The organism is Janthinobacterium sp. CG_23.3, assembly GCF_046115965.1.
Lineage (GTDB): Bacteria > Pseudomonadota > Gammaproteobacteria > Burkholderiales > Burkholderiaceae_D > Janthinobacterium.
Genome location: NZ_JBJXIB010000053.1, coordinates 1 through 24,011, shown reverse-complemented (window position 1 = coordinate 24,011; position 24,011 = coordinate 1). Strand labels below are relative to the sequence as shown.

Annotated in this window: 20 protein-coding genes and 1 pseudogene; 10 read left to right on the top strand and 11 right to left on the bottom strand. The window is 66.0% G+C overall.

Features of this window, described 5'->3' with window-relative positions; genetic code table 11:
- The first annotated feature begins 138 nt into the window (after positions 1-138).
- From ACFDR9_RS14085 to ACFDR9_RS14075, 3 genes are read left to right on the top strand one after another with little or no spacing between them, the layout of a single operon-like run.
- Entirely contained in the window at positions 139-1,278 is a 1,140-nt protein-coding gene (locus ACFDR9_RS14085) for a sensor histidine kinase (RefSeq protein WP_409031388.1), read from the top strand.
- A 10-nt stretch (positions 1,279-1,288) separates the two neighbouring features.
- Complete coding sequence (locus ACFDR9_RS14080) at positions 1,289-2,038, top strand: LytR/AlgR family response regulator transcription factor (protein ID WP_409031387.1); 750 nt, start codon at positions 1,289-1,291, stop codon at positions 2,036-2,038.
- A 50-nt stretch (positions 2,039-2,088) separates the two neighbouring features.
- The gene (locus ACFDR9_RS14075; RefSeq protein ID WP_409031386.1) at positions 2,089-3,384 is read left to right on the top strand and encodes a hypothetical protein; all 1,296 of its coding nucleotides are present in this window, start codon (positions 2,089-2,091) and stop codon (positions 3,382-3,384) included.
- A 30-nt stretch (positions 3,385-3,414) separates the two neighbouring features.
- Here ACFDR9_RS14075 and ACFDR9_RS14070 read toward each other — a convergent pair whose 3' ends face one another.
- The 3 genes from ACFDR9_RS14070 to ACFDR9_RS14060 are packed head-to-tail and all read right to left on the bottom strand — an operon-like array spanning position 3,415 to position 6,833.
- The gene (locus ACFDR9_RS14070) at positions 3,415-4,881 is read right to left on the bottom strand and encodes an ATP-binding protein (protein ID WP_017876156.1); all 1,467 of its coding nucleotides are present in this window, start codon (positions 4,879-4,881) and stop codon (positions 3,415-3,417) included.
- The gene (locus tag ACFDR9_RS14065) at positions 4,874-5,590 is read right to left on the bottom strand and encodes a response regulator (protein WP_017876157.1); all 717 of its coding nucleotides are present in this window, start codon (positions 5,588-5,590) and stop codon (positions 4,874-4,876) included. The genes ACFDR9_RS14070 and ACFDR9_RS14065 overlap by 8 nt, the downstream gene beginning before the upstream one ends.
- Entirely contained in the window at positions 5,580-6,833 is a 1,254-nt protein-coding gene (locus ACFDR9_RS14060) for an ABC transporter substrate-binding protein (RefSeq protein WP_409031385.1), read from the bottom strand. Before ACFDR9_RS14060 ends, ACFDR9_RS14065 begins: the two co-directional genes overlap by 11 nt.
- Positions 6,834-7,335: 502 nt before the next feature.
- Between ACFDR9_RS14060 and ACFDR9_RS14055 the strand changes: the two genes are divergently transcribed.
- The 5 genes from ACFDR9_RS14055 (at position 7,336) to ACFDR9_RS14035 (ending at position 12,970) form a co-directional block, all read left to right on the top strand.
- Positions 7,336-8,586: an ABC transporter substrate-binding protein gene (locus ACFDR9_RS14055; RefSeq protein ID WP_409031384.1), complete on the top strand. Its 1,251-nt coding sequence runs from the start codon at positions 7,336-7,338 to the stop codon at positions 8,584-8,586.
- A gap of 109 nt (positions 8,587-8,695) precedes the next feature.
- On the top strand, positions 8,696-9,610 hold the full coding sequence (locus tag ACFDR9_RS14050; RefSeq protein WP_026132754.1) for a carbohydrate ABC transporter permease: 915 nt from the start codon (positions 8,696-8,698) through the stop codon (positions 9,608-9,610).
- A 12-nt stretch (positions 9,611-9,622) separates the two neighbouring features.
- A complete protein-coding gene (locus ACFDR9_RS14045) occupies positions 9,623-10,471 on the top strand; it encodes a carbohydrate ABC transporter permease (RefSeq protein ID WP_409031383.1) in 849 nt (282 codons plus the stop codon).
- Between the two features lie 25 nt (positions 10,472-10,496).
- Positions 10,497-11,630, top strand: a complete 1,134-nt coding sequence (locus ACFDR9_RS14040; protein WP_409031382.1) for an ABC transporter ATP-binding protein — start codon at positions 10,497-10,499, stop codon at positions 11,628-11,630.
- Between the two features lie 104 nt (positions 11,631-11,734).
- Positions 11,735-12,970: a maltoporin gene (locus ACFDR9_RS14035; RefSeq protein ID WP_409031381.1), complete on the top strand. Its 1,236-nt coding sequence runs from the start codon at positions 11,735-11,737 to the stop codon at positions 12,968-12,970.
- A 144-nt stretch (positions 12,971-13,114) separates the two neighbouring features.
- Here the strand turns inward: ACFDR9_RS14035 and ACFDR9_RS14030 are convergent, their stop codons facing one another.
- From ACFDR9_RS14030 to ACFDR9_RS14005, 6 genes are all read right to left on the bottom strand, one after another.
- Positions 13,115-14,134, bottom strand: coding sequence for a hypothetical protein (locus ACFDR9_RS14030; RefSeq protein ID WP_409031380.1), 1,020 nt, complete (start codon positions 14,132-14,134; stop codon positions 13,115-13,117).
- 246 nt (positions 14,135-14,380) lie between these two features.
- Complete coding sequence (locus ACFDR9_RS14025; protein ID WP_409031379.1) at positions 14,381-15,412, bottom strand: LacI family DNA-binding transcriptional regulator; 1,032 nt, start codon at positions 15,410-15,412, stop codon at positions 14,381-14,383.
- Positions 15,413-15,563: 151 nt separating this feature from the next.
- Entirely contained in the window at positions 15,564-16,682 is a 1,119-nt protein-coding gene (locus tag ACFDR9_RS14020) for an ABC transporter ATP-binding protein (RefSeq protein WP_409031378.1), read from the bottom strand.
- 3 nt (positions 16,683-16,685) lie between these two features.
- Positions 16,686-17,549, bottom strand: a complete 864-nt coding sequence (locus ACFDR9_RS14015; protein ID WP_409031398.1) for a carbohydrate ABC transporter permease — start codon at positions 17,547-17,549, stop codon at positions 16,686-16,688.
- Positions 17,550-17,608: 59 nt separating this feature from the next.
- Positions 17,609-18,529 (bottom strand): carbohydrate ABC transporter permease, encoded by a 921-nt coding sequence (locus ACFDR9_RS14010; RefSeq protein ID WP_409031377.1) that lies wholly within the window; start codon positions 18,527-18,529, stop codon positions 17,609-17,611.
- Between the two features lie 72 nt (positions 18,530-18,601).
- Complete coding sequence (locus ACFDR9_RS14005; protein WP_409031376.1) at positions 18,602-19,861, bottom strand: ABC transporter substrate-binding protein; 1,260 nt, start codon at positions 19,859-19,861, stop codon at positions 18,602-18,604.
- 564 nt (positions 19,862-20,425) lie between these two features.
- On the opposite strand from ACFDR9_RS14005, the pseudogene ACFDR9_RS14000 reads away from it, so the two are divergent.
- Positions 20,426-22,063, top strand: a pseudogene (locus ACFDR9_RS14000) (methyl-accepting chemotaxis protein).
- Between the two features lie 59 nt (positions 22,064-22,122).
- On the opposite strand, the gene ACFDR9_RS13995 reads toward ACFDR9_RS14000, so the two are convergent.
- Positions 22,123-22,593: a MarR family winged helix-turn-helix transcriptional regulator gene (locus ACFDR9_RS13995; RefSeq protein ID WP_409031375.1), complete on the bottom strand. Its 471-nt coding sequence runs from the start codon at positions 22,591-22,593 to the stop codon at positions 22,123-22,125.
- A gap of 36 nt (positions 22,594-22,629) precedes the next feature.
- Here ACFDR9_RS13995 and ACFDR9_RS13990 point away from each other — a divergent pair, with 36 nt between their 5' ends.
- Positions 22,630-23,370 (top strand): siderophore-interacting protein, encoded by a 741-nt coding sequence (locus ACFDR9_RS13990; protein ID WP_409031374.1) that lies wholly within the window; start codon positions 22,630-22,632, stop codon positions 23,368-23,370.
- 51 nt (positions 23,371-23,421) lie between these two features.
- On the opposite strand, the gene ACFDR9_RS13985 is transcribed toward ACFDR9_RS13990, so the two are convergent.
- A complete protein-coding gene (locus ACFDR9_RS13985; protein ID WP_409031373.1) occupies positions 23,422-23,847 on the bottom strand; it encodes a hypothetical protein in 426 nt (141 codons plus the stop codon).
- Between the last annotated feature and the right edge of the window lie 164 nt (positions 23,848-24,011).

The following is a 24,011-nucleotide window of genomic DNA, read 5'->3' as shown; positions in this document are numbered from 1 at the left end:
GGGTGAACGGTGCGGTCGCCAGTATGACGCCGCCATTGGCGCCCACGCAGCAGCGAAGTGATGAAACGCCGGTACGGCGTGACGAGTTCCCGGCGGCCCCCCGGTGGCAGCGAATAGGCGCTGGTATACTCGCCATCAATGAACCCGCCGCCGATCTCCAACCCAACCGTCGCGCTTGCCGCATGGCGCAGCCGCATCCATACCATCCTGACGAACGTGCTGGCGTGGACCGGCATCTGCGCGGCCGGCGCACTCGCCTCCTACAACGACCATGTGCGCGCGGGCGCACCGGAAAGCTATCTCAACTATTTCGAGCGCTGGTGGGTTTTCCACGTGCCGATGATGATATTTAGCGCCGGCCTCAGCCTTGCGCTGACGCGCTGGCCGGCACTGTTCGACAGCAAGCGCCGGGCGACGTTGATCTATGCGGGATTGTTGCTGTTGTTCCTGCCCGGCGAATGGCTGTTCGTGGCGGCCGTGAGTTTGCACAACAAAGGCGGCGGCGTGACGCTGCACAGCGCCTGGCAAGCGCTGCTGGGCATGAGCAAGTTCGACGGGTTCACCGAGTTCGCCTGGATGACCGGCACCTTCCTGACGATGGTCGCCATGGGCAACTGGCGCCGCGCCAAGGCGCGCGAGCTGGCGTGGCAGCGCTCACAAACCGACAACCTGAACCTGCGCCTGGCGCTGGAGCAGCAGCGCATGCTGTCCTTGCGCGCCCAACTGGAACCGCATTTCATCTTCAACGCGCTCAATGCGATCAGCGCGCTGGTGCGTACCGGCGACAAGAGCGTCGCGCTGACCGGCATCAGCCGCCTGAGCGACCTGCTGCGTTACGCCTTGTCGGCCAGCTTGCGCGACACGGTGACCATTGCCGAAGAACTGCAATTCGTCCGCGACTACCTGGCGTTGCAAGCGCTGCGCTACGGCGAACGCCTGCAAATCCACATCGAAGGCGACGACGACGTCGTCCAGGGCGGCGACTGCCCGCCCCTGCTGCTGCAACCGCTGATCGAAAACGCCCTGCGCCACGACCTCGATTGCCATGGCGGCTCGAGCGACATCCGGCTGTCGTTCGCGCGCAGCGGCAAGGACGTGCTGATCAACGTATCGAATCCGGTCAGCCGGCACGCATCGCCCAATCCCGGCATGGGACTCGGCCTGCACAACACCCGCTTACGCCTGAAGCTGAGCAGCGCCGCGGCCTCGCTGCACACCGAGTTGCGCGCCGACCGCTTCCTGGTCGAGATCCGCATGCCCCTCACCGTGGCCGACTGAGGCCTCGCCTATGCGCCTGCTGATCGTTGACGACGAGGAACCCGGCCGGGTGAACCTGCGCTATTCGCTGGCGGCGCACCCGGAATGCGCCATCGTCGCCGAATGCGCCAGCGCCGCGAGCGCGCGCGAGGCGCTGGCGCGTCTGGAAATCGATGTCGTCTTCCTCGATATCCAGATGCCGCAGGAGACCGGATTGTCGCTGGCGCGCGCCTTGAGCTTGCAAACGGAGCCGCCGCTGATTATCTTCGTCACCGCGCACAGCGTCCACGCGATCGCGGCATTCGAAGTGCATGCGCTCGACTATTTGCTCAAGCCGGTCGACGACGCGCGCCTGGCGCAAGCGGTGCAACGGGCGTCGGCCATGCTCGCGCAGCGCCAGCGCCGGGCCTATGGCGAGGCGCTGCGGGGATATGTCGGCGCCGCCGCCTCGCCCTATTTGGAGCAAATCAGCGTACGCTCGGTCGGCCGCATCGACCAGGTCAGCGTCGGCAACATACAATGGATCGAATCGGCCGGCAACTACGTCCACCTCCACACCGCCGGGCACAGCCTGCTGCACCGGGTCGCGCTCAGCCGCCTGGAGCCGCACCTGGACCCCGCGCAGTTCCTGCGCGTGCATCGCCGCGCCATCGTCCGGCGCGCACAACTCGCGACTCTGGTAGTGGCAGGCGATGGCTGCTATCTGCTCACGCTGCGCTGCGGCGCCCAGGTGCCGGTCAGCGAACGCCACGTGCAGTTCGTCAGGGCGGCGATGCAGTGACACAATCCACTATACTTTGAGAATCGATGTATTCACGGGGGGAAGAGATAGTGACTGACGTTCAGAACGATGATGCCGGCGCAAACGCCATCCCCGGCCAGCGGACGCCGACGGCGCTCGACGCCGTCGCCGAGCGCTACGTCAAATTCGCGCTGGCCATCGGCCAGCACGACGCCGCCTATGTCGACGCCTATTACGGCCCGCCGCAGTGGCAGCATGAGGCACAGCGCCAGCCTCAGGATCTGGCCACCATTCGCGCCGGAGTGGACGCCGCGCTGTGGCTGCTGTCGGAGCAGCACCCCACGCAGCGCGACGAGGTGTGGCGCGCCGCCTGCCTCGACAAGCAATTGCGCTCGATGCTGGCGCGCCTGGAGATGCTGGGCGGCGCGGTGCTGGGCTTCGACGAGGAAACCGCACGCCTGTACGACGCCGTTTCGCCGCACCATCCGCGCGCCTATTACGAGAATCTGGTGGCGGAAATCGCGCAGTTGCTGCCCGGGCCGGGCACCGTCAGCGAGCGGGTGCAGGCTTTCCGCGGCCAACTGGCGATCCCGCCCGATAAAATCGGCGCCGTGATGGATGCTGCGATCCGCGCCGGCCGCGAGCGTACGCTGGAATACATCGCCCTGCCCCCGGGTGAAAACTTCGTGCTCGAACTGGTCACGGACAAGCCTTGGAGCGGCTACAACTGGTACAAGGGCAATTTCCAGAGCGTCATCCAGATCAACGTCGACTTGCCGGTGTATATCGACCGCGCGGTCGACCTGGGTTGCCACGAGGCCTATCCCGGCCACCACGTCTACAACGTGCTGCTGGAGCAGGACCTGATGCGCGCCAAGGGCTGGCTCGAATACAGCGTCTACCCGCTGTTTTCGCCGCAGTCGCTGATTGCCGAGGGCACCGCCAACTATGGCATCGAGCTGACGTTCAGCGAGGACGAGCGGCTGGCCTTCGAGCAGCAGGTGCTGTATCCGCTGGCCGGCCTCGACGCCAGTCTGGCGCCGCGCTACGCCGAGTTGAACCGCCTGCTGGCCAAGCTCAACTATGCCGACAACGACGTCGCGATGCACTACCTGGCCGGCGACTTGACGCGCGCGCAGGCGATCGAGTGGCTGGTCAACGTGCGCCTGTATCCGGCCGAAAAGGCGGCGCAGCGCCTGCAGTTCTACGACGCCATGCGCGGCTACGTCATCACCTATAACCTGGGCGAAGACATGGCCAGGGAGTATATCCGGCGCCATAGCACCGAGTCGGACCCGGAGCGGGCGAAGGCGCAGCGCTGGGCCGCGTTCCGCGAGCTGATGGCGTCGCCGCGCCCGCCCAGCGCCTTGCGCGAGGCGGTGTAAGGCGTTGGCGGGTTGCGGACGCAGTAACGCTCACTGAGCCGGCAGGCTGATGGTGGCGACCAGGCCGCCGTCGGGGTGGTTCTGCAGCGTCAGCTCGCCGCCGTGTGCCTGCACGATGCTGCGGGCGATGCCGAGGCCCAGCCCCATGCCGTCGGCGTTCTGGTCGCGCCCGTGCTCCAGCCGCACATAGGGCTGGAACAGGCTGCCGAAGGCGTCTTCTGGCACGCCCGGGCCGTGGTCGCGGATGCGGATGGCGACGTGGCCGGCCTCGCGGTGCGCCGAAATTTCCGCCGTTTTCCCGTAATACAGCGCGTTGTCGAGCAGGTTGCCGATGGCCCGCTTCAGCGCCAGCGGCTTGGCCGTCACGCTCAGGCCGCACTCGGTGAAGCGCACCTGGTGTCCGCCCAGCTGGGTGCCGCGGACGATGCGCTGCAACAGCGCGTCGAGCCGCACCTCGGTGGCGTTTTCGTGGATGTCGCTGTCCTTGACGCATTGCAGCGCGCCCTTGACCATCATGTCGAGTTCGTCCAGGTCGTCGTGGAATTCATTGCGCAGGTCGTCGTCGTCGAGCAGTTCGGTGCGCAGCTTCAGGCGCGTGATCGGCGTGCGCAGGTCGTGCGAGATCGACACGAACAGGCGCTCGCGGTCTTCCAGATAGCGTTGGATGCGCTCGCGCATGGCGCTGAAGGCGCGCGCCGTCTTGACGAATTCGCGGCTGCCGGTTTCCGGCAAGTCCGGCGTATTCTCCCCCTTGCCGAAGGCCTCGGCGGCGTCCGACAGCGCCGCCAGCGGCCGCGTGGTCCAGCGCACCACCAGGATCGACAGCAACAGCACCGCCGCCAGCGACAGTCCCTGTAGCAGCACCCGGTCGCGCGAGAGCGGATTGCCGCTGTCGAGGAAGTACGGGTTCGGCATCAGCGCGGCCAGGTACAACCAGTTGCCCGGCTCCAGTTCCGCCTGGATCACCAGGATAGGCGCCGGGTTCGGCTGCGCCAGCAGGATGTGCTGGACCCAGCTGGCCGGCAGGTCGGCGATTTTGGAGCCGCTGTCGGACACCGTCAGTTGCTCCGGCCACGCCAGCGCGACTTGGTAGTGGGCCAGTTGCGGCAGGTCGGCCTTGAGCGTGGCGCCGACGTTGTCGACGACGGTGCCGGCCAGCGCCAGCGGTTCGATGGCGGCGATCGCCAGCGGCGCGCGGTTGACGTTGACGAAAAAGCGCGTGCCGCCCATTTCGCGGAACTGCTGGATCAGGATGGGCCGGTAGTTGACCGGCAGGCTGAGGAAGAAGCGCACGGTGCCGGCGGCGCTGTGGGCGATGTGCTGCGAGGCGATGCGCGCCTCGACCTCGGCGTCCTTGCGCAGCTGCGCGCCCCAGATCAGGTTGCCCACCAGTTGCGTTAGTAGCACGCCGGCCACCATCACCACCGACAACCGCCCCAGCAGCGACTGCGGCAGCAGCCAGGCCAGCGCCCGCGCGTAGCGGCTTGCCTCAGGCATGGGCGCTGCTGACGTCGGCCGAGAACACGTAGCCGGCGCCGCGCACGGTCTTGATCAACAGCGGCTGTTTGCCGTCGTCGTGCAGGCGCAGCCGCAGGCGGCTGATCTGTACGTCCAACGAGCGGTCCAGCGGGCCGGCGTCGCGGCCGCGGGTTTGCTCGCACAGCGCGCTGCGGTCGAGGATGTCGCCGGGGTGCTCGACGAAGTATTTCAGCAGCTGGAAGTCGAGCCCCGTCAGTGGCACCGCCGCGCCGGACGGGTCGGTGACGCTGCGCTCGACGGTGTCGAGCGTGAAGCCGACGAAGCGGTAGTAGCGCGGCGGCGCGGCGGCGTTGTCGAGACCGGCGCGGCGGTGGATCGCCTTGATCCGCGCCAGCAGCTCGCGCGGGCTGTAGGGCTTGGCGATGTAGTCGTCGGCGCCCAGCTCCAGGCCGACCACGCGGTCGGTCTCGTCGGAGCTGGCGGTGAGCATGATGATCGGTACGTTCGAGCGCGCCCGCACGATTTTGCACAACGCGAAGCCGTCCGTGTCGGGCAGCATCACGTCGAGGATCACCAGCGACAGCTCGGCCGCGCCGCGGTGGAACTCGGCCAGGAAGGCCTCGCCGTTGTGCGCCAGCGCCACCTCGTACTGGTTCTTTTCCAGGTAGGCCTTGAGCAGCATCCGGGTTTTCTGGTCGTCGTCGACGATGAGGATTTTACGTGCCATTGCCGCGTCCCTTTCCTTGTTTTGTCAGCGCCTGCACCATCGCGCCGATGCGCCGCTGGGTGTCGGCGGCGCTGACCTGGTCGCCAATGAAGAAGCGCTGCACCTCGGCGATGATGGCGTCCTTGCTGGCCTCGTCGGTGGCCATGCGGTGCACGAAGCTGGGCGCCTGCTGCGCCGCGCCGCGGCCGAACGCCTGCGCCGAGGCGCGCGCGCAGCTGTCCATTTTCGACTGGTCGGCGCCGCGCAGCACCGAAATCGAGCCCTTGATCTGGTTGTACTCGAACTGCGCCGGCGCCGCCGTCACCACCTGCGCCAGCTTTTCCTGCGCCGCCTGGTGCTTGTAGTCGGCGGCGAACATGGCCAGCGTGTCGATGCTGTAGAGGTGGTAGTTGGCGGTCTCCGGCACGGCGACGCAGCCGAAGCCGTCGTCGGTGGCGATGCCCCAGGCGTTCAGCTCTCCCTTGACCCAGTCGCCCATGATGAACATGCCCGCCTCGCCGTCGGCGAACTGGCGCGCCGCCTCGCTCCACGGCCGCTCGCGCAGCGGCTGCGGCATCCACTGCTTGAGCGACTTCAGGCGCGTGAGCGCGCGCAGCAGGCGCGCGTCGGCGAAGGCCGCCGGGCTCATTTGCACGAACAGCTCGCGGTAGTAGGCCGGCCCGCCCTCGGCCAGCACCAGCGTCTCGAACAAGGTCGCCACCTGCCAGGCCTCGGCGCTTTGCGCCAGCGGCGTCACGCCGCCCTGCTTCAATTGCGCGGCGACGCGCTCGAACTCGGCCCAGGTCTTGGGCGGCAGCAGGCCGAGCCGGTTGAACACCTTGCGGTTGTAGAACAGCGTGTTGATACGGTGGATGCCGAGCGGCGCGGCCATCACGTGGCCGCGGTTCTGCAATTGCGCCCACGCGGTCGGGTACATCTGCGCGCCCCAGTTGCCGCTGGCCGCCACGCCGTCGAGTTGCAGCAGCAGGCCCAGCTCGGCCCATTCGACCAGGCTGAAGCCGATCAACTGCATCGCCTCGGGCGAGTTGCCGGCCAGGACGCGGCTCTTCATCACCTTGCTGGCGCCGACGCCGGCGCCGCCGGGGATGGCGGCGTCGCGCCATTCGATGTTGTCGGCGGCCAGCCGCGTCACCAGGGAGTTGACGGCCTTGCGCTCGCTGGCCGAGGTCAGCCAGTGCAGCACCTGCAGCGACTCGGCGCGCGCCGCCCCCATCAGGCTCAGACCGAGCAGCGCCCAAGCCATACCGCGACCGGCGCGCGCGCGTAGTCGGTCAATCACGCGTGATTGCATCACTCTCTTGTCCCCTGTCCGCACCGTTATACGCCTTTTTTTATGCGACAGACTATAGCTTAACTGAACCCGTCTGGGTGGGTAAGTAAGCGTCCCGATTTGTAAGGAAGCGTAAGGTTTTGTTGCGCTTTCTGTTCGTGGGCCGGGCACGCGCATTAGCCGGCAAGAGTGCGGAACCGGGGCCCCGTTAAGTTAGCGCGTCGTAGGTCGGATTAGCGGAACGCGTAATCCGACAAGGTTGGCGGCAGCGACGCGCTGCGTAAAGTTTTGTAACAGGCTCCTCCGCCCTTTTAGCCAACTTGTTCAATTAAATCAAACACATAACATAGTTCAATGACAACGGCGTGACGATGCTGGTGTCACATTTTCATGGGTGCTACTGTCCGTCCACTGCAACGCGCCACACCGCGTCCAACCCTGCAGGCCACCTAAAAAAAGACACTGGAGATAAGCTATGCAATCCGTTCGTATGATTCGCGCCGCCGCGCTCGGCACCCTGCTGGCCGCCACCGGCGCCCAGGCCGGTACCCTGACCATCGAGAGCTGGCGCGTGGACGACAAGGCGCTGTGGGAAACCGTGCTGATTCCGGCCTTCCAGAAGAAGAACCCCGGCATCGAGGTCAAGTTCGCGCCGACCGCGCCGACCGAATACGACTCCAGCCTGACCGCCCGCCTGGCCGGCGGCACCGGCGGCGACCTGCTGGCCTGCCGCCCGTTCGACGTCTCGCTGTCGCTGTACAAGCGCGGCCACCTGGACAAACTCGACGGCAAAACCGGCATGGAAAATTTCCCGGCCTCGGCCAAGGTGGCCTGGCAGACCGACAACGGCAAGGACACCTTCTGCATGCCGATCGCCTCGGTGATGCACGGCTTCCTGTACAACAAAAAGATCTTCAAGGAGCTGAACCTGCAAGCGCCGAAGACCGAGGCCGATTTCTTCAAGGTGCTGGAAACCGTCAAGAAAAGCGGCAAGTACGCGCCGCTGGCGCTCGGCACCGCCGACCAGTGGGAGTCGAACCAGGTCATGTTCACCAGCATCGGCGCCAACTACTGGAAAGGCGAGGAAGGCCGCCAGGCACTCATCGCCGGCAAGGCCAAGTTCACCGACCCGCAATTCGTCGCGGCCTGGGACTATGAAGCCAAGGTCGGCAGCTACCTGGGCAAGGGCGCCAGCGCCCAGACCTACGGCGACAGCCAGAACCAGTTCGCGCTCGGCAAGGCGGCGATCTACCCGACCGGCTCGTGGGACATTTCGTACTTCAACCAGGACCCGTCGCTGGAACTGGGCGCGTTCCCGCCGCCGGTGCGCAAGGCCGGCGACAAGTGCTACATCTCGGACCACACCGACATCGGCATGGCCGTCAACGCCAAGTCGAAGAACAAGGCCGACGCCTACAAATTCATGGCCTGGCTCGGCTCGCAGGAGTTCGCCGACATCTACACCAACAAAGTGACCGGCTTCTTCTCGCTGTCGAACCACCTGATTACGGTGAAGGACCCGGTCGCCAAGCAAATGATCGAGTGGCGCTCCACCTGCGCCTCGACCATCCGTCTGAACGCCCAGGTGCTCAACCGCGGCGAGCCTAGCATGGAAAACGAGCTGTGGAACGTCAACGCGCAAGTCCTGAACGGCAAGATGGCCGGCAAGGACGCCGCCAAGCAGATCCAAGCCGGGTTCGCCAAGTGGTACAAGCCGCAGCAGTAATCAGCACCTTTAGTTAGCAGCATCACCCGTCCTCCCCCCCATGCCTGGCAACGGCGTGGTTTTGCCGGCGGCGCCGCCGCCGGTTTTTTCTTCTGTTTGGAGTACAGCTGTGAAAAGAGCTTTTCCATGGCATGTGGTTGTGTTTCTCGCGCCGGCGGTGCTGGTGTACTCGCTGTTTAGCGCGCTGCCATTGCTCGACACCCTGCGCCTGGGCTTCTACGCCACCAGCGAGTCCGGCCACTACAGCTTCGCCGGCCTGTCCAACTACGCCACCATCCTGCTCGATCCACAATGGTCGCAGGCGTTCTGGAACGCGATGTGGAACAACCTGAAGTTCTTCCTGATTCACATGCTGCTGCAAAACCCCATCGGCCTGCTGCTGGCCACCCTGTTCAGCCTGAAGGGCCTGCGGGGCGAGCGCACCTACCGCACCCTGATTTTCCTGCCGACGCTGCTGTCGGTCGTCATCATCGGCTTCATCTGGCAGCTCATCCTGTCGCCGCTGTGGGGCGTCGGCGAGTCGCTGATGGGCGCCGTCGGGCTGGCCGATTTCTTCGCGCCGTGGCTGGGCCAGGAGTCGACCGCGCTGCTGACCATCGCGCTGGTCTCGGTGTGGCAGTACATCGGCATTCCGATGATGCTGATCTACGCGGCGCTGCTGGCGGTGCCCGAAGAAATCATCGAAGCGGCCCACGCCGAGGGCGCCGGCGCCCTGCGCATTTTCTGGGAGATCAAGCTGCCGCTGATCTGGCCGACGCTGGGGCTGGTGACGATTTTGACCTTCGTCGCCAACTTCAACGCCTTCGACCTGGTGTATTCGGTCAAGGGTGCGCTGGCCGGGCCGAACTACGCCACCGACATCCTCGGCACCCTCTTCTACCGCACCTTCTTCGGCTACCAGGCGCAGATCGGCAGCCCGACGATGGGCGCGGCGGTGGCCACGCTGATGTTCCTGGTGATCCTGGTCGGCGTCGGCGTGTACTTTTTTTTCGTGCAGCGCAAGCTGACACGCTACGAACTGTAAGGAGGCAAAGCCATGAAACAGTCTGCAAAATCGCTCTACCGGCCGCTGGGGAAAGCCGGCGTGCACACGCTACTGGGCGGCTACACCCTGGTCGCCCTGTTCCCGATCTTCCTGATCCTGATTAACTCGGTCAAGAGCCGCGCGGCGATCTTCGCCAACCCGCTGGCGCTGCCGACGCCGGAGACGTTCTCGCTGATCGGCTTCCACAAGGTGCTGGCCAACTCTAACTTCCTGCTCTACTTCGGCAACAGCCTGGTCGTCACGCTGGTGTCGCTGGTGTGCATCGTGCTGTTCGGCGCGATGGCGGCCTGGGCCCTGTCCGAGTACCGGTTCCCGGCCAGCCGCTGGATGACCTTGTACCTGGCGATCGGCATCATGATCCCGATCCGCCTGGGCACCGTGTCGATCCTGGAACTGGTGGTCAAGCTCGACCTGATCAACACGCTGACGGCGCTGGTCCTGGTGTACACGGCGCAGGGCCTGCCGCTGGCGGTGATGATCCTGTCCGAATTCGTGCGCCAGGTGCCGCGCGAGCTAAAAGACGCGGCGCGCTGCGACGGCGTCGGCGAATACAAGATCTTCTTCCAGGTGATTTTGCCGCTGATCCGCCCGGCGATCGCCACCGTCGCCGTGTTCACCATGATCCCGGCCTGGAACGACCTGTGGTTCCCCTTGATCCTGGCGCCGTCCGACCAGACCAAGACCGTCACGCTGGGCGTGCAGCAATTCATCGGGCAGTACGTGACCGACTGGAATTCGGTGCTGGCGGCGCTGTCGCTGGCGGTGATCCCGGTGCTGCTGATGTACCTCGTTTTTTCCCGTCAACTGATCCGCGGCCTGACCTCCGGCGCGGTCAAATAATCGCGGTCAACCAATGAGGTGCTATATGGCGAACGTTAGTCTGAAACAAATCCGCAAATCCTATGACGGCAAGCACGACGTGCTGGCAGGGATCGACCTGGACATCGCGCACGGCGAATTCGCCGTGCTGGTCGGCCCCTCCGGCTGCGGCAAATCGACCCTGCTGCGCATGCTGTGCGGCCTCGAATCGATCAGCGGCGGCACGCTGGCCATCGGCGACCAGGTGGTCAACGAGCTGCCGCCGTCCGAGCGCGGCATCGCGATGGTGTTCCAGTCGTATGCGCTGTACCCGCACATGACGGTGTACAAAAACATGGCCTTCGGCCTGAAGATCGCCGGCGAGAACAAGGCCGCCATCGCGGCGCGCGTCAGGCACGCCGCCCGCATCCTGAAGATCGACCACCTGCTGGAACGGCTGCCGCGCGAACTGTCCGGCGGCCAGCGCCAGCGCGTCGCCATCGGCCGCGCCATCGTGCGCGAACCGAAGCTGTTCCTGTTCGACGAACCGCTGTCGAACCTGGACGCGGCGCTGCGCGTGCAGACCCGCCTGGAGATCGCCAAGCTGCACCGCCAGCTCGGCGCCACCATCGTCTACGTGACGCACGACCAGGTCGAGGCGATGACGCTGGGTGACAAGATCGTAGTGATGAACGAGGGCCATATCCAGCAGGCCGGCACGCCGCTGGAACTGTACCAGCAGCCGGCCAACCTGTTCGTCGCCGGCTTCATCGGCTCGCCGAAGATGAACCTGTTCGCCGGCACCGTGAGCGGCGTCGACGCCGACGGCCTGCGGGTGCAACTGGCCAGCGGCCAGCAGGTGCGCGCCGACGTCGACAGCGCCGGCGCGCGCATCGGCGACGCCGTCACGGTCGGCCTGCGCGCCGAGCACGTCGGGGAGGACGGCCGCGACGGCGCCAGCTTCGCCGGCGTCATCAACATCGTCGAGCACCTGGGCGAGGCCAACTTCATTTACCTGACGCTACACAACGGCCAGGACCTGGTGCTGCGCGGCGACGGCAACCAGCTGGTGCGCATCGGCGCGGCGCTGACGGTGTCGGCGGCCAGCGCCGCCTTCCACGTGTTCGACGCCGGCGGCCGCGCGCTGCGGCGCAAGAAGCCGGGAAACATGCTGTCGTCGAAGCAGCCGCTGGCGGCCTGACGGTAAGCGCAAGAATTGTAGGAATTGAATCGGCGACGGTTCGACGCGTGGTGCCCGCCAAAGGGCACAAATTTTTCATAACTATAAAGAGAAGAAGGAGATGTATGAAACACCCTATTTTGAAATCGCTCTCGCTGGCCACCACCCTCGTACTGGCCTTCGGCCAGGTCCAGGCCAGTGACGCGGAAGGCGAATACCACGGCTACTTCCGCGCCGGCGTCGGCACCAGCTCGAACAACCGCGGCCCGCAAGCCTGCTACGGCCTGGGCGGCAACACCATGCGCTACCGCCTGGGCAACGAGTGCGACACCTACGGCGAATTCGAATATCTGAGAGAGATGGTCAAGCCGATCAACGGCGTCAGCTTCGTCGGCCACGTCATGCTCGACGCCTACACCGGCAGTTCGAACGTCAGCGCCTCCGACATCGGCGTGGCGAAAATGTACGTCGAGGCCAAGGGCATCCCCGAGCTGAACGGCGGCACCGCGTGGATCGGCAAGCGCTACTACATGCGCCCGGACATCCACTTCCTCGATCTGCAATACGTCAACATGAACGGCACCGGCGGCGGTATCGACCAGTACAAGGTGGGGCCGGGGCGTCTCAGCTACGGCTTCTTCAAGGACAAGGACAAAGTCGGCACGTCGGCGATCCGGCAGAACCTGGTGTACCAGGGCATCCCGACCAACCAGGACGGCACGGTGGAAGTGCTGACCTCCTTCATCCGCCCCGACGTCAAGGACGACACCACCCATGGCGGCTGGCAGCTGACGTTGCTGCACAAGCAGGACAAGGTCTTCGGCGGCGGCAATACCATCGGCCTGCAGCACGGCGTCGGCCCCGGCACCGGCAAGGGCGGCCAGTGCTGCGACCGCATGGGCACCACCGGCGACATCAAGAACGGCTCGGACGTGACGCGCACGCGCCTGTTCGACTCGCTGTGGATCCAACCGACGGCGAACTGGAGCGCAGAGCTGGTGGCGCTGGTGCAGCGCGACAAATCGAACGCGTCCGGCGGCACCTCGACCTGGACCTCGCTCGGCATGCGCCCGGTGTACGCGCTGTCGGACCACTTCAAGCTGCAGTTCGAGCTGGGCACCGACCGCGTCACCTCGCCGACCGGCGGCGCCGCGCAGCGCCTGACCAAGTTTACCTTCGCGCCGACGCTGACGGCCGGCAAGGGATATTGGGACCGCCCGGAGCTACGCGCATTTATCACGCACGCGCGCTGGAACGACGCGGCCAGCGCCGCCGTCAACGCGGCCAACGAGTCGGGGCCGGTGTTTGGCAAGGCCACCAGCGGCACCTCGATCGGGCTGCAGGTCGAAACCTGGTTCTAAGCAGGTAGCGTGAAGCCGGCGCGATTGTCGTAGGTCGGGTGAGCCGGAACGGCGTAACCCGACAACGCTGGCCCGGAGCAGCGCGTTTCGCTTCGGCCAACATTGTCGGGTTACGCCCGATGGGCTAATCCGACCTACGACACGCTAACTGAACGGCACCGTGGCCGGCCACGCCGTGATGCAATAGTGGGTGCGCCAGGGCTCGTGCGGCGCCAACATCACGCCGAGCCGGTCGGCCAGAGGGTGGCCGGGCGGCGCGCGCGCCACGCGACCCAGGTCGAACAAGCTGTTAACCGGCTCCGCGCCAAGCGCGAAATGCCGGTCCAGCCACGGAAATTCGCTGCGCCCGCCGTTGCTTATCCACAGCATCAGGTCCGGCAACGCGGCGTTGTCCCACCACAGCCCGACACACACTTCCTCGTCAAGATAATGCAGCGCCAGCGGCGGCTGGCCGGGACCGCGCCGCAGCCCGCGGATTTGCACCAGCTCTTCCGCCGCGCCGGCCAGCGGCAGGCGGCTCAGGTCCAGCGTGCCGCTACGCCCAAGCATGCGCGAGAGCGCGTCGGAGCGCGTATCCGGCAGCAGCCGCGACGCCACCGAGCCGGCCGCCACCGGATAGCTGAACACGCCGGCATGCGGCCCCGTTATCAGCTGAACCCGGCCGGGCGCCGCCGGCAGCCGGAAGGTCGGATGCAGGCCGAGCGGCAGGCGCGCGCGCCGCCGCGCGTGCACGGTGAGCGTGATGTCAAGCGTCGGACTGTGCGGATCGGCCTCAATGGTGCGCTCCACCCGCGCTACGTCCGACCCGGGCGGATAGTCGAGCGCCAGGCGCACCCGCAGCGGCCCCGCCTCCAGGCACTGCCACGGGTGGTGCGCGGCGTAGCCGTGCGACCAATTGCGCTCCCGCTGGCGCGGCGCCCATCCGGCGGGCAAATCATCGGGATAGTCGGCGCGCCCGAAAGGCACACACGGCCACTCGCCACGCATGCGCCGCAGAATGCCGGGCAGGCTCCCGCTGCGCGCCTCGCCGGCCCATGGCGCGACGTGCAGCGCGTCCAGTTCCCGCCCGCCCGCGAGCCGAAAACGCAGGGGGCCGAGCATGCCGCCTAGCGCCTGCACGTCGGCGCTGCCGAAACGCCAATCCAGCTGCCAGAGCCGGCTCATGCGGCCCCGCTCCGCGCCTTGCCGCGGCATGCGCGCGGCCTCGTTGCGACGTACTTCGCGTGATCTTGCGTGTCAGGCATGCTGGTCCCCGTTGGCGTCGTAGGCTGGACGGCGCAGCGCGTCCGGCATCGACTGTTATCGATAACAACGATGATAGCACGCTAGCCGAACATGCCAATGCCGAAGCGCGGGCAAGCGCGAAAAAAAGATCGAGGGGTGCCGCGCCGCGAAAACGGCGCGGGAAAATCAGGCGCTGTGCGTGCCCGGCGGCGCGCCGGAGGAGCCGCGCGCGATCAATGTGAATTCAAGCAGGTGGTGGTCGGTCAGCTTGGCGTCGCCGGCGCGGCGCCGACGGATGTCCTCCAGCACCAGGCTGACGGCGGCGCGCGCCATGTCGGCGATAGGCTGGTGGATCGTGGTCAGTTCCGGCCAGACCGTGGTCGCCACCGGCGTATCGTCGAAGCCGCACACCGTCAGGTCGCCCGGTACCGACAGGTGCAAACCGTGGGCCACCGCCACCACGGCGGCGGCCATGTCGTCGTTGCTGGCGAAAATCGCGCTGGGCCGCTGCGCCCCCGCCAGCAACTGGCGCGCGGCGTCCAGACCGGAACGGTAGGTGAACAAGCCCTGGGCCACGCGCCCGGCCGCCACCGTCAGGCCGGCATCCTTCATGGCGTCCTGGAAGGCCCGGTAGCGCAGTTGCGCCGGCGTGTGTTTCGGGTCGCCCTTGATGAAGGCGATGTCGGTATGGCCGAGTTCCAGCAGGTAGCGCGTCATCGCCAGCGCCCCCTGGTAATCGTCGATGCGCACGGCCGGCACGCCGGCGCTGGGGCGCGCGGTGGCCACCGCCACGGTCGGCATGCCGATGTCGTGCAGCCGCTTCAGCGCCGACTTCGAATCGCACAGCGGCGGCGGCACCAGGATGCCGTCGGCGCCGGCGGCGATCAGCTTGTCGATCGCCGCCTGCTGGCCCTGCACGCCGTCGCAGCGCTCCAGGATCAACTGGCCGCCGCTCTGGCTGCACTGGTCCATCGCGCCGACCAGGAACTCGCTCAGGAAGGACGCGCTGGGGTGGCTATAGAGCAGGCCGATGCGCAAGGTGCCGGTGCGGGCGGCGCGCGCGGCCAGGTTCGGCTGGTACTTCAGCGCCTCCAGCGCCGCGTTGACCTTGGCGCGCGTGACGTCACTGACGTTGGCGTGGCCGTTGATGACCCGCGAGACCGTCATCGCCGACACGCCGGCCACCCGCGCCACGTCGTAGACGGTCGCGCCGCTCAATCCACTTTCAGTTTGCTTGCTTGCGGCTGCCATCAGTCCTTTTTCCAGTGTCGGGGGATCGCGCGGCGCGACGATCGCTGCGCCGCGCCGACATCGGCGCTGGCGAATGAGCGCTGATTATACGACGCCCCCGCCCCGCGGCGGCGGGCCGTCAGCAAATCCGGCGTTCGCTGTCGCGGTCGAACAGCACCAGCTTGGCCAGGTCGATGGTGAATTCGGCCTCCTGGCCGGCGCGGTAGTCGGCGTCGGCCGCCAGCCGCGCCGTCACCTCGTGGCCGGCCAGGCGCAGCAGCGTCAGCGTGTCCGGCCCGGTCGGCTCGGTCACCTCGACCACGGCGCGCACCTCGCGCGTGCTGGCGCTCTTGACCAGGTTGCCGTTGCCGATCGCCTCCGGGCGCAGGCCGGCGATCAGTTCGCGCCCGGCATAGGCTTGCACCGCCGCGCTTTGCGGCGGCAGCGCCACCCGCAGCGGCGCGGCGCCGTCGACCCCGCTCACCAGCAGCGCCAGCCCGCCGGCGTCGCCGTCGCGCTCCAGCCGCGACGGCACCAGGTTCATCGACGGCGAGCCGATGAAGGTGGCGACGAAAATCGTGTTGGGCGTGTTGTACACCTCGGCCGGCGTGCCCAACTGCTGCAACTCGCCGCCCTTCATGACGGCGATGCGGGTGGCCAGCGTCATCGCCTCGATCTGGTCGTGGGTGACGTAGACGATGGTCGCGCCCAGGCGCTGGTGCAGCTTCTTGATCTCGGTGCGCATGTCGACGCGCAGCTTGGCGTCGAGGTTAGAGAGCGGCTCGTCGAACAGGAAGATCTTCGGCTTGCGCACCAGCGCGCGCCCCATCGCCACGCGCTGGCGCTGCCCGCCCGACAGTTGGCCGGGACGGCGCGACAGCAGCGACTCCATTTGCAGCATGCGCGCCACCTCCTTGACCGCCTTGGCGCGCTCGTCCTTGGGGACGCCGCGCATCTCCATGCCGAAGCTGATGTTCTGCTCGACCGACATGTTCGGGTACAGCGCGTACGACTGGAACACCATGGCGATGTCGCGCTTGCTCGGGTGCAGGTCGTTGACGCGCTGCGCGCCGATGCGGATGTCGCCCGAGCTGACCGTGTCCAGGCCGGCGATCATGCTCAGCAGGGTCGACTTGCCGCAGCCGGAAGGGCCGACCAGCACTAGGAACTCGCCGTCGTCGATGTCGATATTGATCTTTTTGAGGATCTCGGTCTGGCCGTACTGTTTGGATACATCGAGGATTTGCAGGGAAGACATGGTTTAACCTTTCACAGAACCGGCCATCAGGCCGCGAACGAAATAGCGGCCGCCGAAGACATATACGAGCAGCGTCGGCAGGGCGGCGATCATGGCGGTGGCCATATGGACGTTGTATTCCTTCTCGCCGGTCGAGGTGCTGACGACGTTGTTGAGCGCGACCGTGATCGGCGCCGTGTCGCCGGTGGTAAACGAGGCGCCGAACAGGAAGTCGTTCCAAATATTGGTGAACTGCCAGATGACGGTGACGACGATGATCGGCCCCGAGCACGGCAGCAGGATACGGAAGAAGATCGTGAAGAAGCGCGCGCCGTCGATCATCGCCGCCTTCACCAGTTCGTCTGGGAAGGCGATGTAGTAGTTGCGGAAGTACAGGGTCGTGAAGCAGATGCCGTAGACCACGTGGACGAACACCAGCCCGCCGGTGGACGAGGCCAGGCCGACCTTGCCGAGGAAGGCGGCCATTGGAATGAGCACGATCTGGAACGGGATGAAGCAGCCGAACAGGATCAGGCCGAACAGCAGGTTCGAGCTTTTGAAGCGCCACTTGGTTAGCACGTAGCCGTTGAAGGCGCCGATCAGCGTCGACAGCGCGACGGCCGTGAAGGCCATCTTGGTCGAGTTCCAGAAGTAGCCCTTGATGCCGTTGCATTCGAGGCCGACGCAGGCTTCGCCCCAGGCCTTGGCCCAGGCGGCGCCGGTCCATTCCCGCGGCAGCTGGAGGATGTTGCCGGCGTAGATTTCCGGCAGCGGCTTGAAGGACGTCAGCAGCATGACGAGCAGCGGCAGCAGGTAGACCGCGGCCATGAACAGCAGCAGGCCGTAAACCACCACCCTTGACAGGCGGCCGCTGCGGCCCTGCACCATCTGCGGGCTTTCCGCGTGCGATGTAGACATCGATTTTGACATAATCGTTCTTCCTTGCTTCAATGGGCCTTGGCGGCGCCGGAGCGCGCCTCGGAATACAGGTAGGGCACCATGATGGCGGCCACCGTCAGCAGCATCATCACCGAGCTGGCCGCGCCCATGCCGAGCTGGTTGCGGGTGAAGGTGTGGGCGTACATGAAGGTCGACGGCAATTCGGTGGCGTAGCCGGGACCGGTGCCGGTGAGCGCCACCACCAGCTCGTAGCTCTTGATCGCCAGATGCGACAGGATCACCAGGCTCGACAAAAACACCGGGCGCAGTTGCGGGATGATGATGCGCCAGTAGATGCGCGGCAGCGTCGCGCCGTCGATCGAGGCGGCCTTGACCATGTCCTGGTCGATGCCGCGCAGGCCGGCCAGGAACATCGCCATGATGAAGCCGGACGCTTGCCAGACGCCGGCGATGACGATGGTGTAGATGGCCATGTCCTCGCGGATGATCCAGTCGAAGCGGAAGTCCAGGAAACCCCAGTCGTGGGCCAGCTTTTCGATGCCCAGGCCGGGGTTGAGCATCCATTTCCAGGCGGTGCCGGTGACGATGAAGGACAGCGCCATCGGGTACAGGAAGATGGCGCGCAGCGCGCCCTCCTGGCGGATGCGCTGGTCGATCAGGATCGCCAACAACAGGCCGAGCGCCAGGCAGATGCCGATGTAGAGCACGCCGAACAGCATCAGGTTGTCGACGGCGACGTGCCAGCGGTCGTGGCCCAGCACGCGGGTGTATTGCAGCAGGCCGGCCCAATCGAGGCGGGCGTAAGATTTCGACAGCGTGAACGACAAAACCGTGGTCCAGGCGATGAAGCCGTAGACGAATACGAGGGTGACCAACACGCTCGGGCCCAGGACCAGCTTGGGCAGCTGTTGCTCCAGCCATTCGGCGGCGGAGCGCCGCGGCGCGGCATTCAAGGAGGATGCAGACATCGACTTACCTATCTAAAAAAGGGAAAAGCGGGACGGAAGCGGCGTAGCCGCCGCCGTCCACTGCGACGGCGCTTACTTGCTGTTCGCGATGGCCGCCACCAGTTGCTTGGTGGCGTCGGCCGGCGACTTGCCCGAATTGAAGAACTTGGTGACGACGTCGACCGCCGCCGCCTTGGCCGCGTCCGGCATGGCGTGGCCGTGGGCGAAGCTGCCCAGCATGGTGTTGTCCTTCAACGCCTGCTTCATGTCGACCATCGACTTCTTGCCGCAGTCGTCGAAGTTGTCCATCGCCACGTCCAGACGCGCCGGGATCGAGCCTTTGACGATGTTGAATTTCTCCTGGAAGGACTTGTCCATCACCGCGCTGGCGAACACCGCCTGGCCGGCCGCCTGCTTGGCGTCGACCTTGAAGATGCCGAACTGGTCGGCGTTGAAAAGGAAGCTCCCCTCGGTGCCCGGGTACTGGAAGCACAGGTAGTCGACGTTGGCCTTCATCTTCCCCTTTTCGAACTCGCCCTTGGCCCAGTCGCCCATGATCTGCATGGCGGCCTTCTTGTGGTAGACCATTGCGGTGGCCAGGTTCCAGTCGCGCCCCGAGAAATTGGTGTCGACCATGCCGCGCAGCTTCAGCATCTGCTCGAACGCCTTTTCCATGGTCTTGCTGCCGAGCGCCTTCGGGTCGAGGTCGATCAAGGCCTGCTTGTAGAATTTCGGACCGCCGGCCGACAGCACGGCGCTGTCGAAGATGGTGGCGTCCTGCCAGGACTGGCCGCCGTGCGCCAGCGGAATGTAGCCGGCCTTGCGGATTTTGCCGGACATCGCCACCAGCTCGTCGAAGGTTTTCGGCGGCGTCAGTTTCAGCTCGTCGAAAATGGCCTTGTTGGCCCAAATCCAGTTGGTGCGGTGGATGTTCACCGGCACCGCCGTCCAATGGCCCTGCTGCTTGGAGAACTTTTGCAGCGGCGCCGGCACCACCTTGTCCCAGCCCTCCTTCGCGGCGACCGCGTCTACGTTGCCGAGCAAGCCTTCCTCGGCGTAATCGTTGACGGTGAAGCCGAGCATCTGCATGGCGTCCGGCGGATTGCCGGCGGCGACGCGGGCGCGCAGCACGGTGCGGGCCTGGTCGCCGCCGCCGCCGGCCACCGCGCTGTCCTTCCAGTGGAAGCCGCGCTTGACGACGTCGTCCTTGAGCACCTTCAAGGCGGCCGCCTCGCCGCCGGAAGTCCACCAGTGCACCACCTCGACGGATTTGTCCTGCGCCCGGGCCGCGCCCATCGTCGCCACCGAGAAAGCCATCGCCGACACCACTGCTGCCAATTTTTGTTGTTTCATCTTCGTCTCCAGAAAGAACTGCGTTCGCTTCGGTATGGAAGCCGGGAACTTGATCCGACGGGTGCCGGCCGATTCCTCTTGTCGGCGCTTGGTTTTTTGCGCGCCAACTTATTGTTATCGATAACATACTTGGGTAGCTTTTCTTTGTCAAGAAGTAATTACACGCGAAAAACCATACGCAGGGTCCGCTCCCCCGCCAAGAAACGGGCCGAGCGCTTAAATCGAAATTGTTGTTGGAAATTGCTGTTTGCTGGAAAAGTACGGATTACGCTCCGCTAATCCGACCAAGTGCTCATTGCGCTGGTCGTCGGCATGCGCCGAGTTAATCCGCTTCCCCCCACCCCGGACCGTGGCGCCCGCCCCTTTTTTGGGCGCGGGCGCTTTTTTTCGCCTGTCGCCCGGCGCTTTCATGCCGTAATGCACTATATTGGGGCATACGCGCGGCGGCCGCGCATACCGTGCGGGGCAAACAATAAATTGCTCGGTGGCATGAAAACTGCTTATACGTTTATAGACGTCAGAGTCAGGCTTTTTTTCCGCGGCACGATCAAATAAGGGATCAATATGAACATCGCCAACCTTCGCATCGGGACCCGACTGGGCCTGGGATTTGCCATGGTGCTGGCCTTGATGTTGGGGCTGACCGCGGTCGGCATCGGCAGCATGGGCCGCATCCAGGGCCACCTCGACGGCATCGTCGACGACAACGCCGCCAAGATGGAGGCGCTGCAAGAGATGTCGGACGCCGTCCACGTGGTGGCGGAAACCTCGCGCACGCTGGCCATCCTGACCGACAACGAGATGATGATGAAGGAGAACAAACGCATCAAGGAGGCGCGCGCCAGATACGCGGCGCTGTTCGCGGCGCTGGAAAAATCGCCGGCCGACGCCGCCGGCACGGCCTTGCGCGCGCGCACCAAGGAGGCGGCGCTGAAGGCCGACAAGCTCAACGCCAAGGTGATCGAGCTGGCCAAGTCCTTCAACACCGAGGGCGCCACCGAACTGCTGCTCAAGGAGGCCGACCCGGCCACGCAGCAATGGCAAAACCTGCTGCACGACGGCGTGGCCCAGCAAAAAAGCGTCAACCAGCGCGACGCGGCCGCCGCGCGCGACTCCTACGCCGGCGCGCGCGCGCTGATGCTGGCCCTGGCGGGCGCGGCGCTGGCGCTGGGCGCGGCGCTGGCCTGGCTGGTCAGCCGTTCGATCACGCGGCCGATCAACGCCGCCGTCAAGGTCGCGCAAAGCGTCGCCGGCGGCGACTTGAGCGTGCACATCGACACCGGCGCGGCGGACGAAACCGGCCAGTTACTGCGGGCGCTGAAAGCCATGACGACCAGCCTGCACGATATCGTCGGCCAGGTGCGCAGCGGCGCCGACACCATCGTCACCGCGTCGAGCCAGATCGCCACAGGCAACCTGGACCTGTCTTCGCGCACCGAGCAGCAAGCCAGTTCGCTGGAGGAAACCGCCTCGTCGATGGAGCAGTTCCACTCCACCGTCAAGCAAAACGCCGAGAACGCGCGCCAGGCCAACGGCCTGGCCGCCTGCGCCACCGAGGTGGCCCTGCGCGGCGGCGCGGTGGTGGCCAAGGTGGTCGAAACGATGGACTAGATCAACGCGTCCTCGCGCAAGATCGTCGACATCATCGGCGTCATCGACGGCATCGCCTTCCAGACCAATATCCTGGCGCTGAACGCGGCGGTCGAGGCGGCCAGAGCCGGTGAGCAGGGCCGCGGCTTCGCCGTCGTCGCCAGCGAGGTGCGCAACCTGGCGCAGCGCTCGGCCGCCGCCGCCAAGGAAATCAAGCAGTTGATCGGCGATTCGGTCGAAAAAGTCGACACCGGCGCCAAGCTGGTCGGCCAGGCCGGCAGCACCATGGGCGAGATCGTCGCCAGCGTCCAGCGGGTCAGCGACATCATGGGCGAGATCAGCTCCGCCAGCCACGAGCAGCAAGCCGGCATCGAGCAGATCAACGAAGCCATCACGCAAATGGACGCGGTGACGCAACAGAACGCGGCGCTGGTGGAAGAGGCGGCGGCCGCCGCCGAATCGATGCAGGAGCAGGCCGGCAACCTGGCCCGGGTGGTCAGCGTGTTCACGCTGGACGGCGGACTGCACGCCAGCGAAGCGCTCGCCGCCCCGCCCCGCCGCCCGGCGCGCAACGGCGGGCCGGCGCAACTCGGGTACCAGACGATAGGCTAAGGTCGCGGGCCGCCGGCGTGATTCAAAGCTGCGGCAAAGCGCCGCGGCCGGACCCTCGTTCAAACCGCGGCGTCGAGGCTGCGCCTAACCTGCTGTAACAACGCCATCAACTGGCGCCGCTGCGCGCCGTCCAACCCCTGCACCGCCTTGGCGTTCAACAGCGTGGCCTGCTGTTGCAGCGCACCCTGCACCGCGCGACCGACGCTCGTCAACCGCAGCCGCACATTGCGCCGGTCGCTCTCGTCAGGCTCGGCGTCGAGCAGCCCCTTGTCGCGCAAGCCCTTGATCAGACGCGCCAGTTGCGCCTTGTCGCGCCCGCTGTGCCGCGCCAGGTCGCTTTGGGTGGCGCCCGGTTGACGTCCGAAAAAACCCAACACCTTGCTTTCCATGTGCGTGATGTCGTGCGGGCCGTCGCGCAATACCTGGTACTGCTGCGAACGGTACTGGTGCATGACGGTGTGGATCAGGTCGAGCACGCCCTCTTCCTGCGCCTCGCCGGAATGGTTGACATTGTCATTTGTTTCGCGCATGATAGGTGATATTGTCAACCAATTGAAAGTTAATCCATGAGTATAGACCTTGGCCAGGGGCGCGTCCAACGCGTGCGCCACGACCTCAAACGCCGCGACTTGCAGGTACTGCGGGTCGCGTCGATCAGCCCGCACTTTCGCAGCGTCACCTTCGGCGGCGCCGCGTTGGGCGACTTCACCAGCCCGTCCTTCGACGACCACATCAAGCTGATCCTGCAAGCCGACGGCGCCGAGCCGGTGCTGCGCGACTACACGCCGCGCCACTACGACGCCGCCGCCGGCGAATTGACGCTGGAGTTCGCGCTGCACGGCGACGGCCCCGCCGCCAGTTGGGCGGCGCAGGCCGCGCCGGGCCAGCGCGCCGTTGTCGCCGGGCCGCGCGGCTCGTTCATCATCCCGCTCGACTACGACTGGCATCTGCTGGCCGGCGACGAAACAGCCCTGCCGGCCATTGCGCGGCGGTTGGAAGAACTGCCGGCCGGTGCGCGCGCGCTGGTGCTACTACAGGTGGCCGACGCGGCCGACCGGCGCGCCCTGCGCAGCGCCGCCGCGCTGGAGCTGCAGTGGGCGGAAAGCGCGCAGCAGTTGGTCGAGGCGGTGCGCGCGCTGACGCTGCCGGCCGGCGACGGCTACGCCTGGTGCGCCGGCGAAGCCGGCATGATGGCGACGCTGCGCCGCGTACTGGTCGAGGAGAAGGGGCATGACCGCCGCGCGATCCGCGCCGCCGCTTACTGGAAGCGCGGCGCGGCCGGCCACCATGAGAATCTGGAGGGTTGACACAGGCCGCGTCGCTTCGGGCCGCCGGCCTGTCGGCTTACGCCGCGCCGCCTATTTGTCGGACCAGTCGCAGCCGCGTTCGACCATCGCGCCGGGATCTTCCCGGAAACTGAAGGTTTTTCCGTTCGGTTTGACGTAGCGCAACGCGTAGACGCGCGCGCCCTGGCTGTCCATTACGTATTTGCCGCCCTTGCCGCCCGCTGGCAATTCACGCCATTCGGTCTGGAACTCCGACGGACGCCCGGGCACTTCGTCGAGCGTCGTGCGTTTGATTTGTTTGACGCGGATCGGCGCGCTGCCACGCTCGTAGCGCACTTCGCCGGCGTCGGCGGGGGTGTCGAGGATGCTGAATTGCAGGCGGATCGGCTTGCCCGGCCCGTCCGTGGTGAAGCAGCGGAAGTCGTTGTCGGCGGCGGCGGCGCCGGCGCACAGCAGCATAGCGGACAGGGTGGGCAGGGTGGGCAGGCGTATTTTCATCGTTTTTATATTGAGCGTATAGGGGCCGCCGCAATAGAAAAAACCAGGGGCAAAGAACCGGGGTCTCCCCCCAGGGCGATTGCATGAAGGCGGAGCCGAGGCGATGAGCACAGCTTGTAGGTATCGCTTGTAAACTCTTTGAAAAAGGCGTTTACTCTCGATAT

Bases quoted from the DNA above. Each gene is read 5' to 3' on its own strand.
- ACFDR9_RS14085 (WP_409031388.1), top strand. From the start codon at position 139: ATGAACCCGCCGCCGATCTCCAACCCAACCGTCGCGCTTGCCGCATGG.
- ACFDR9_RS14080 (WP_409031387.1), top strand. From the start codon at position 1,289: ATGCGCCTGCTGATCGTTGACGACGAGGAACCCGGCCGGGTGAACCTG.
- ACFDR9_RS14070 (WP_017876156.1), bottom strand. From the start codon at position 4,881: ATGCCTGAGGCAAGCCGCTACGCGCGGGCGCTGGCCTGGCTGCTGCCG.
- ACFDR9_RS14065 (WP_017876157.1), bottom strand. From the start codon at position 5,590: ATGGCACGTAAAATCCTCATCGTCGACGACGACCAGAAAACCCGGATG.
- ACFDR9_RS14060 (WP_409031385.1), bottom strand. From the start codon at position 6,833: ATGGCTTGGGCGCTGCTCGGTCTGAGCCTGATGGGGGCGGCGCGCGCC.
- ACFDR9_RS14055 (WP_409031384.1), top strand. From the start codon at position 7,336: ATGCAATCCGTTCGTATGATTCGCGCCGCCGCGCTCGGCACCCTGCTG.
- ACFDR9_RS14045 (WP_409031383.1), top strand. From the start codon at position 9,623: ATGAAACAGTCTGCAAAATCGCTCTACCGGCCGCTGGGGAAAGCCGGC.
- ACFDR9_RS14040 (WP_409031382.1), top strand. From the start codon at position 10,497: ATGGCGAACGTTAGTCTGAAACAAATCCGCAAATCCTATGACGGCAAG.
- ACFDR9_RS14035 (WP_409031381.1), top strand. From the start codon at position 11,735: ATGAAACACCCTATTTTGAAATCGCTCTCGCTGGCCACCACCCTCGTA.
- ACFDR9_RS14030 (WP_409031380.1), bottom strand. From the start codon at position 14,134: ATGAGCCGGCTCTGGCAGCTGGATTGGCGTTTCGGCAGCGCCGACGTG.
- ACFDR9_RS14020 (WP_409031378.1), bottom strand. From the start codon at position 16,682: ATGTCTTCCCTGCAAATCCTCGATGTATCCAAACAGTACGGCCAGACC.
- ACFDR9_RS14015 (WP_409031398.1), bottom strand. From the start codon at position 17,549: ATGGTGCAGGGCCGCAGCGGCCGCCTGTCAAGGGTGGTGGTTTACGGC.
- ACFDR9_RS14010 (WP_409031377.1), bottom strand. From the start codon at position 18,529: ATGTCTGCATCCTCCTTGAATGCCGCGCCGCGGCGCTCCGCCGCCGAA.
- ACFDR9_RS14005 (WP_409031376.1), bottom strand. From the start codon at position 19,861: ATGAAACAACAAAAATTGGCAGCAGTGGTGTCGGCGATGGCTTTCTCG.
- ACFDR9_RS13995 (WP_409031375.1), bottom strand. From the start codon at position 22,593: ATGCGCGAAACAAATGACAATGTCAACCATTCCGGCGAGGCGCAGGAA.
- ACFDR9_RS13990 (WP_409031374.1), top strand. From the start codon at position 22,630: ATGAGTATAGACCTTGGCCAGGGGCGCGTCCAACGCGTGCGCCACGAC.
- ACFDR9_RS13985 (WP_409031373.1), bottom strand. From the start codon at position 23,847: ATGAAAATACGCCTGCCCACCCTGCCCACCCTGTCCGCTATGCTGCTG.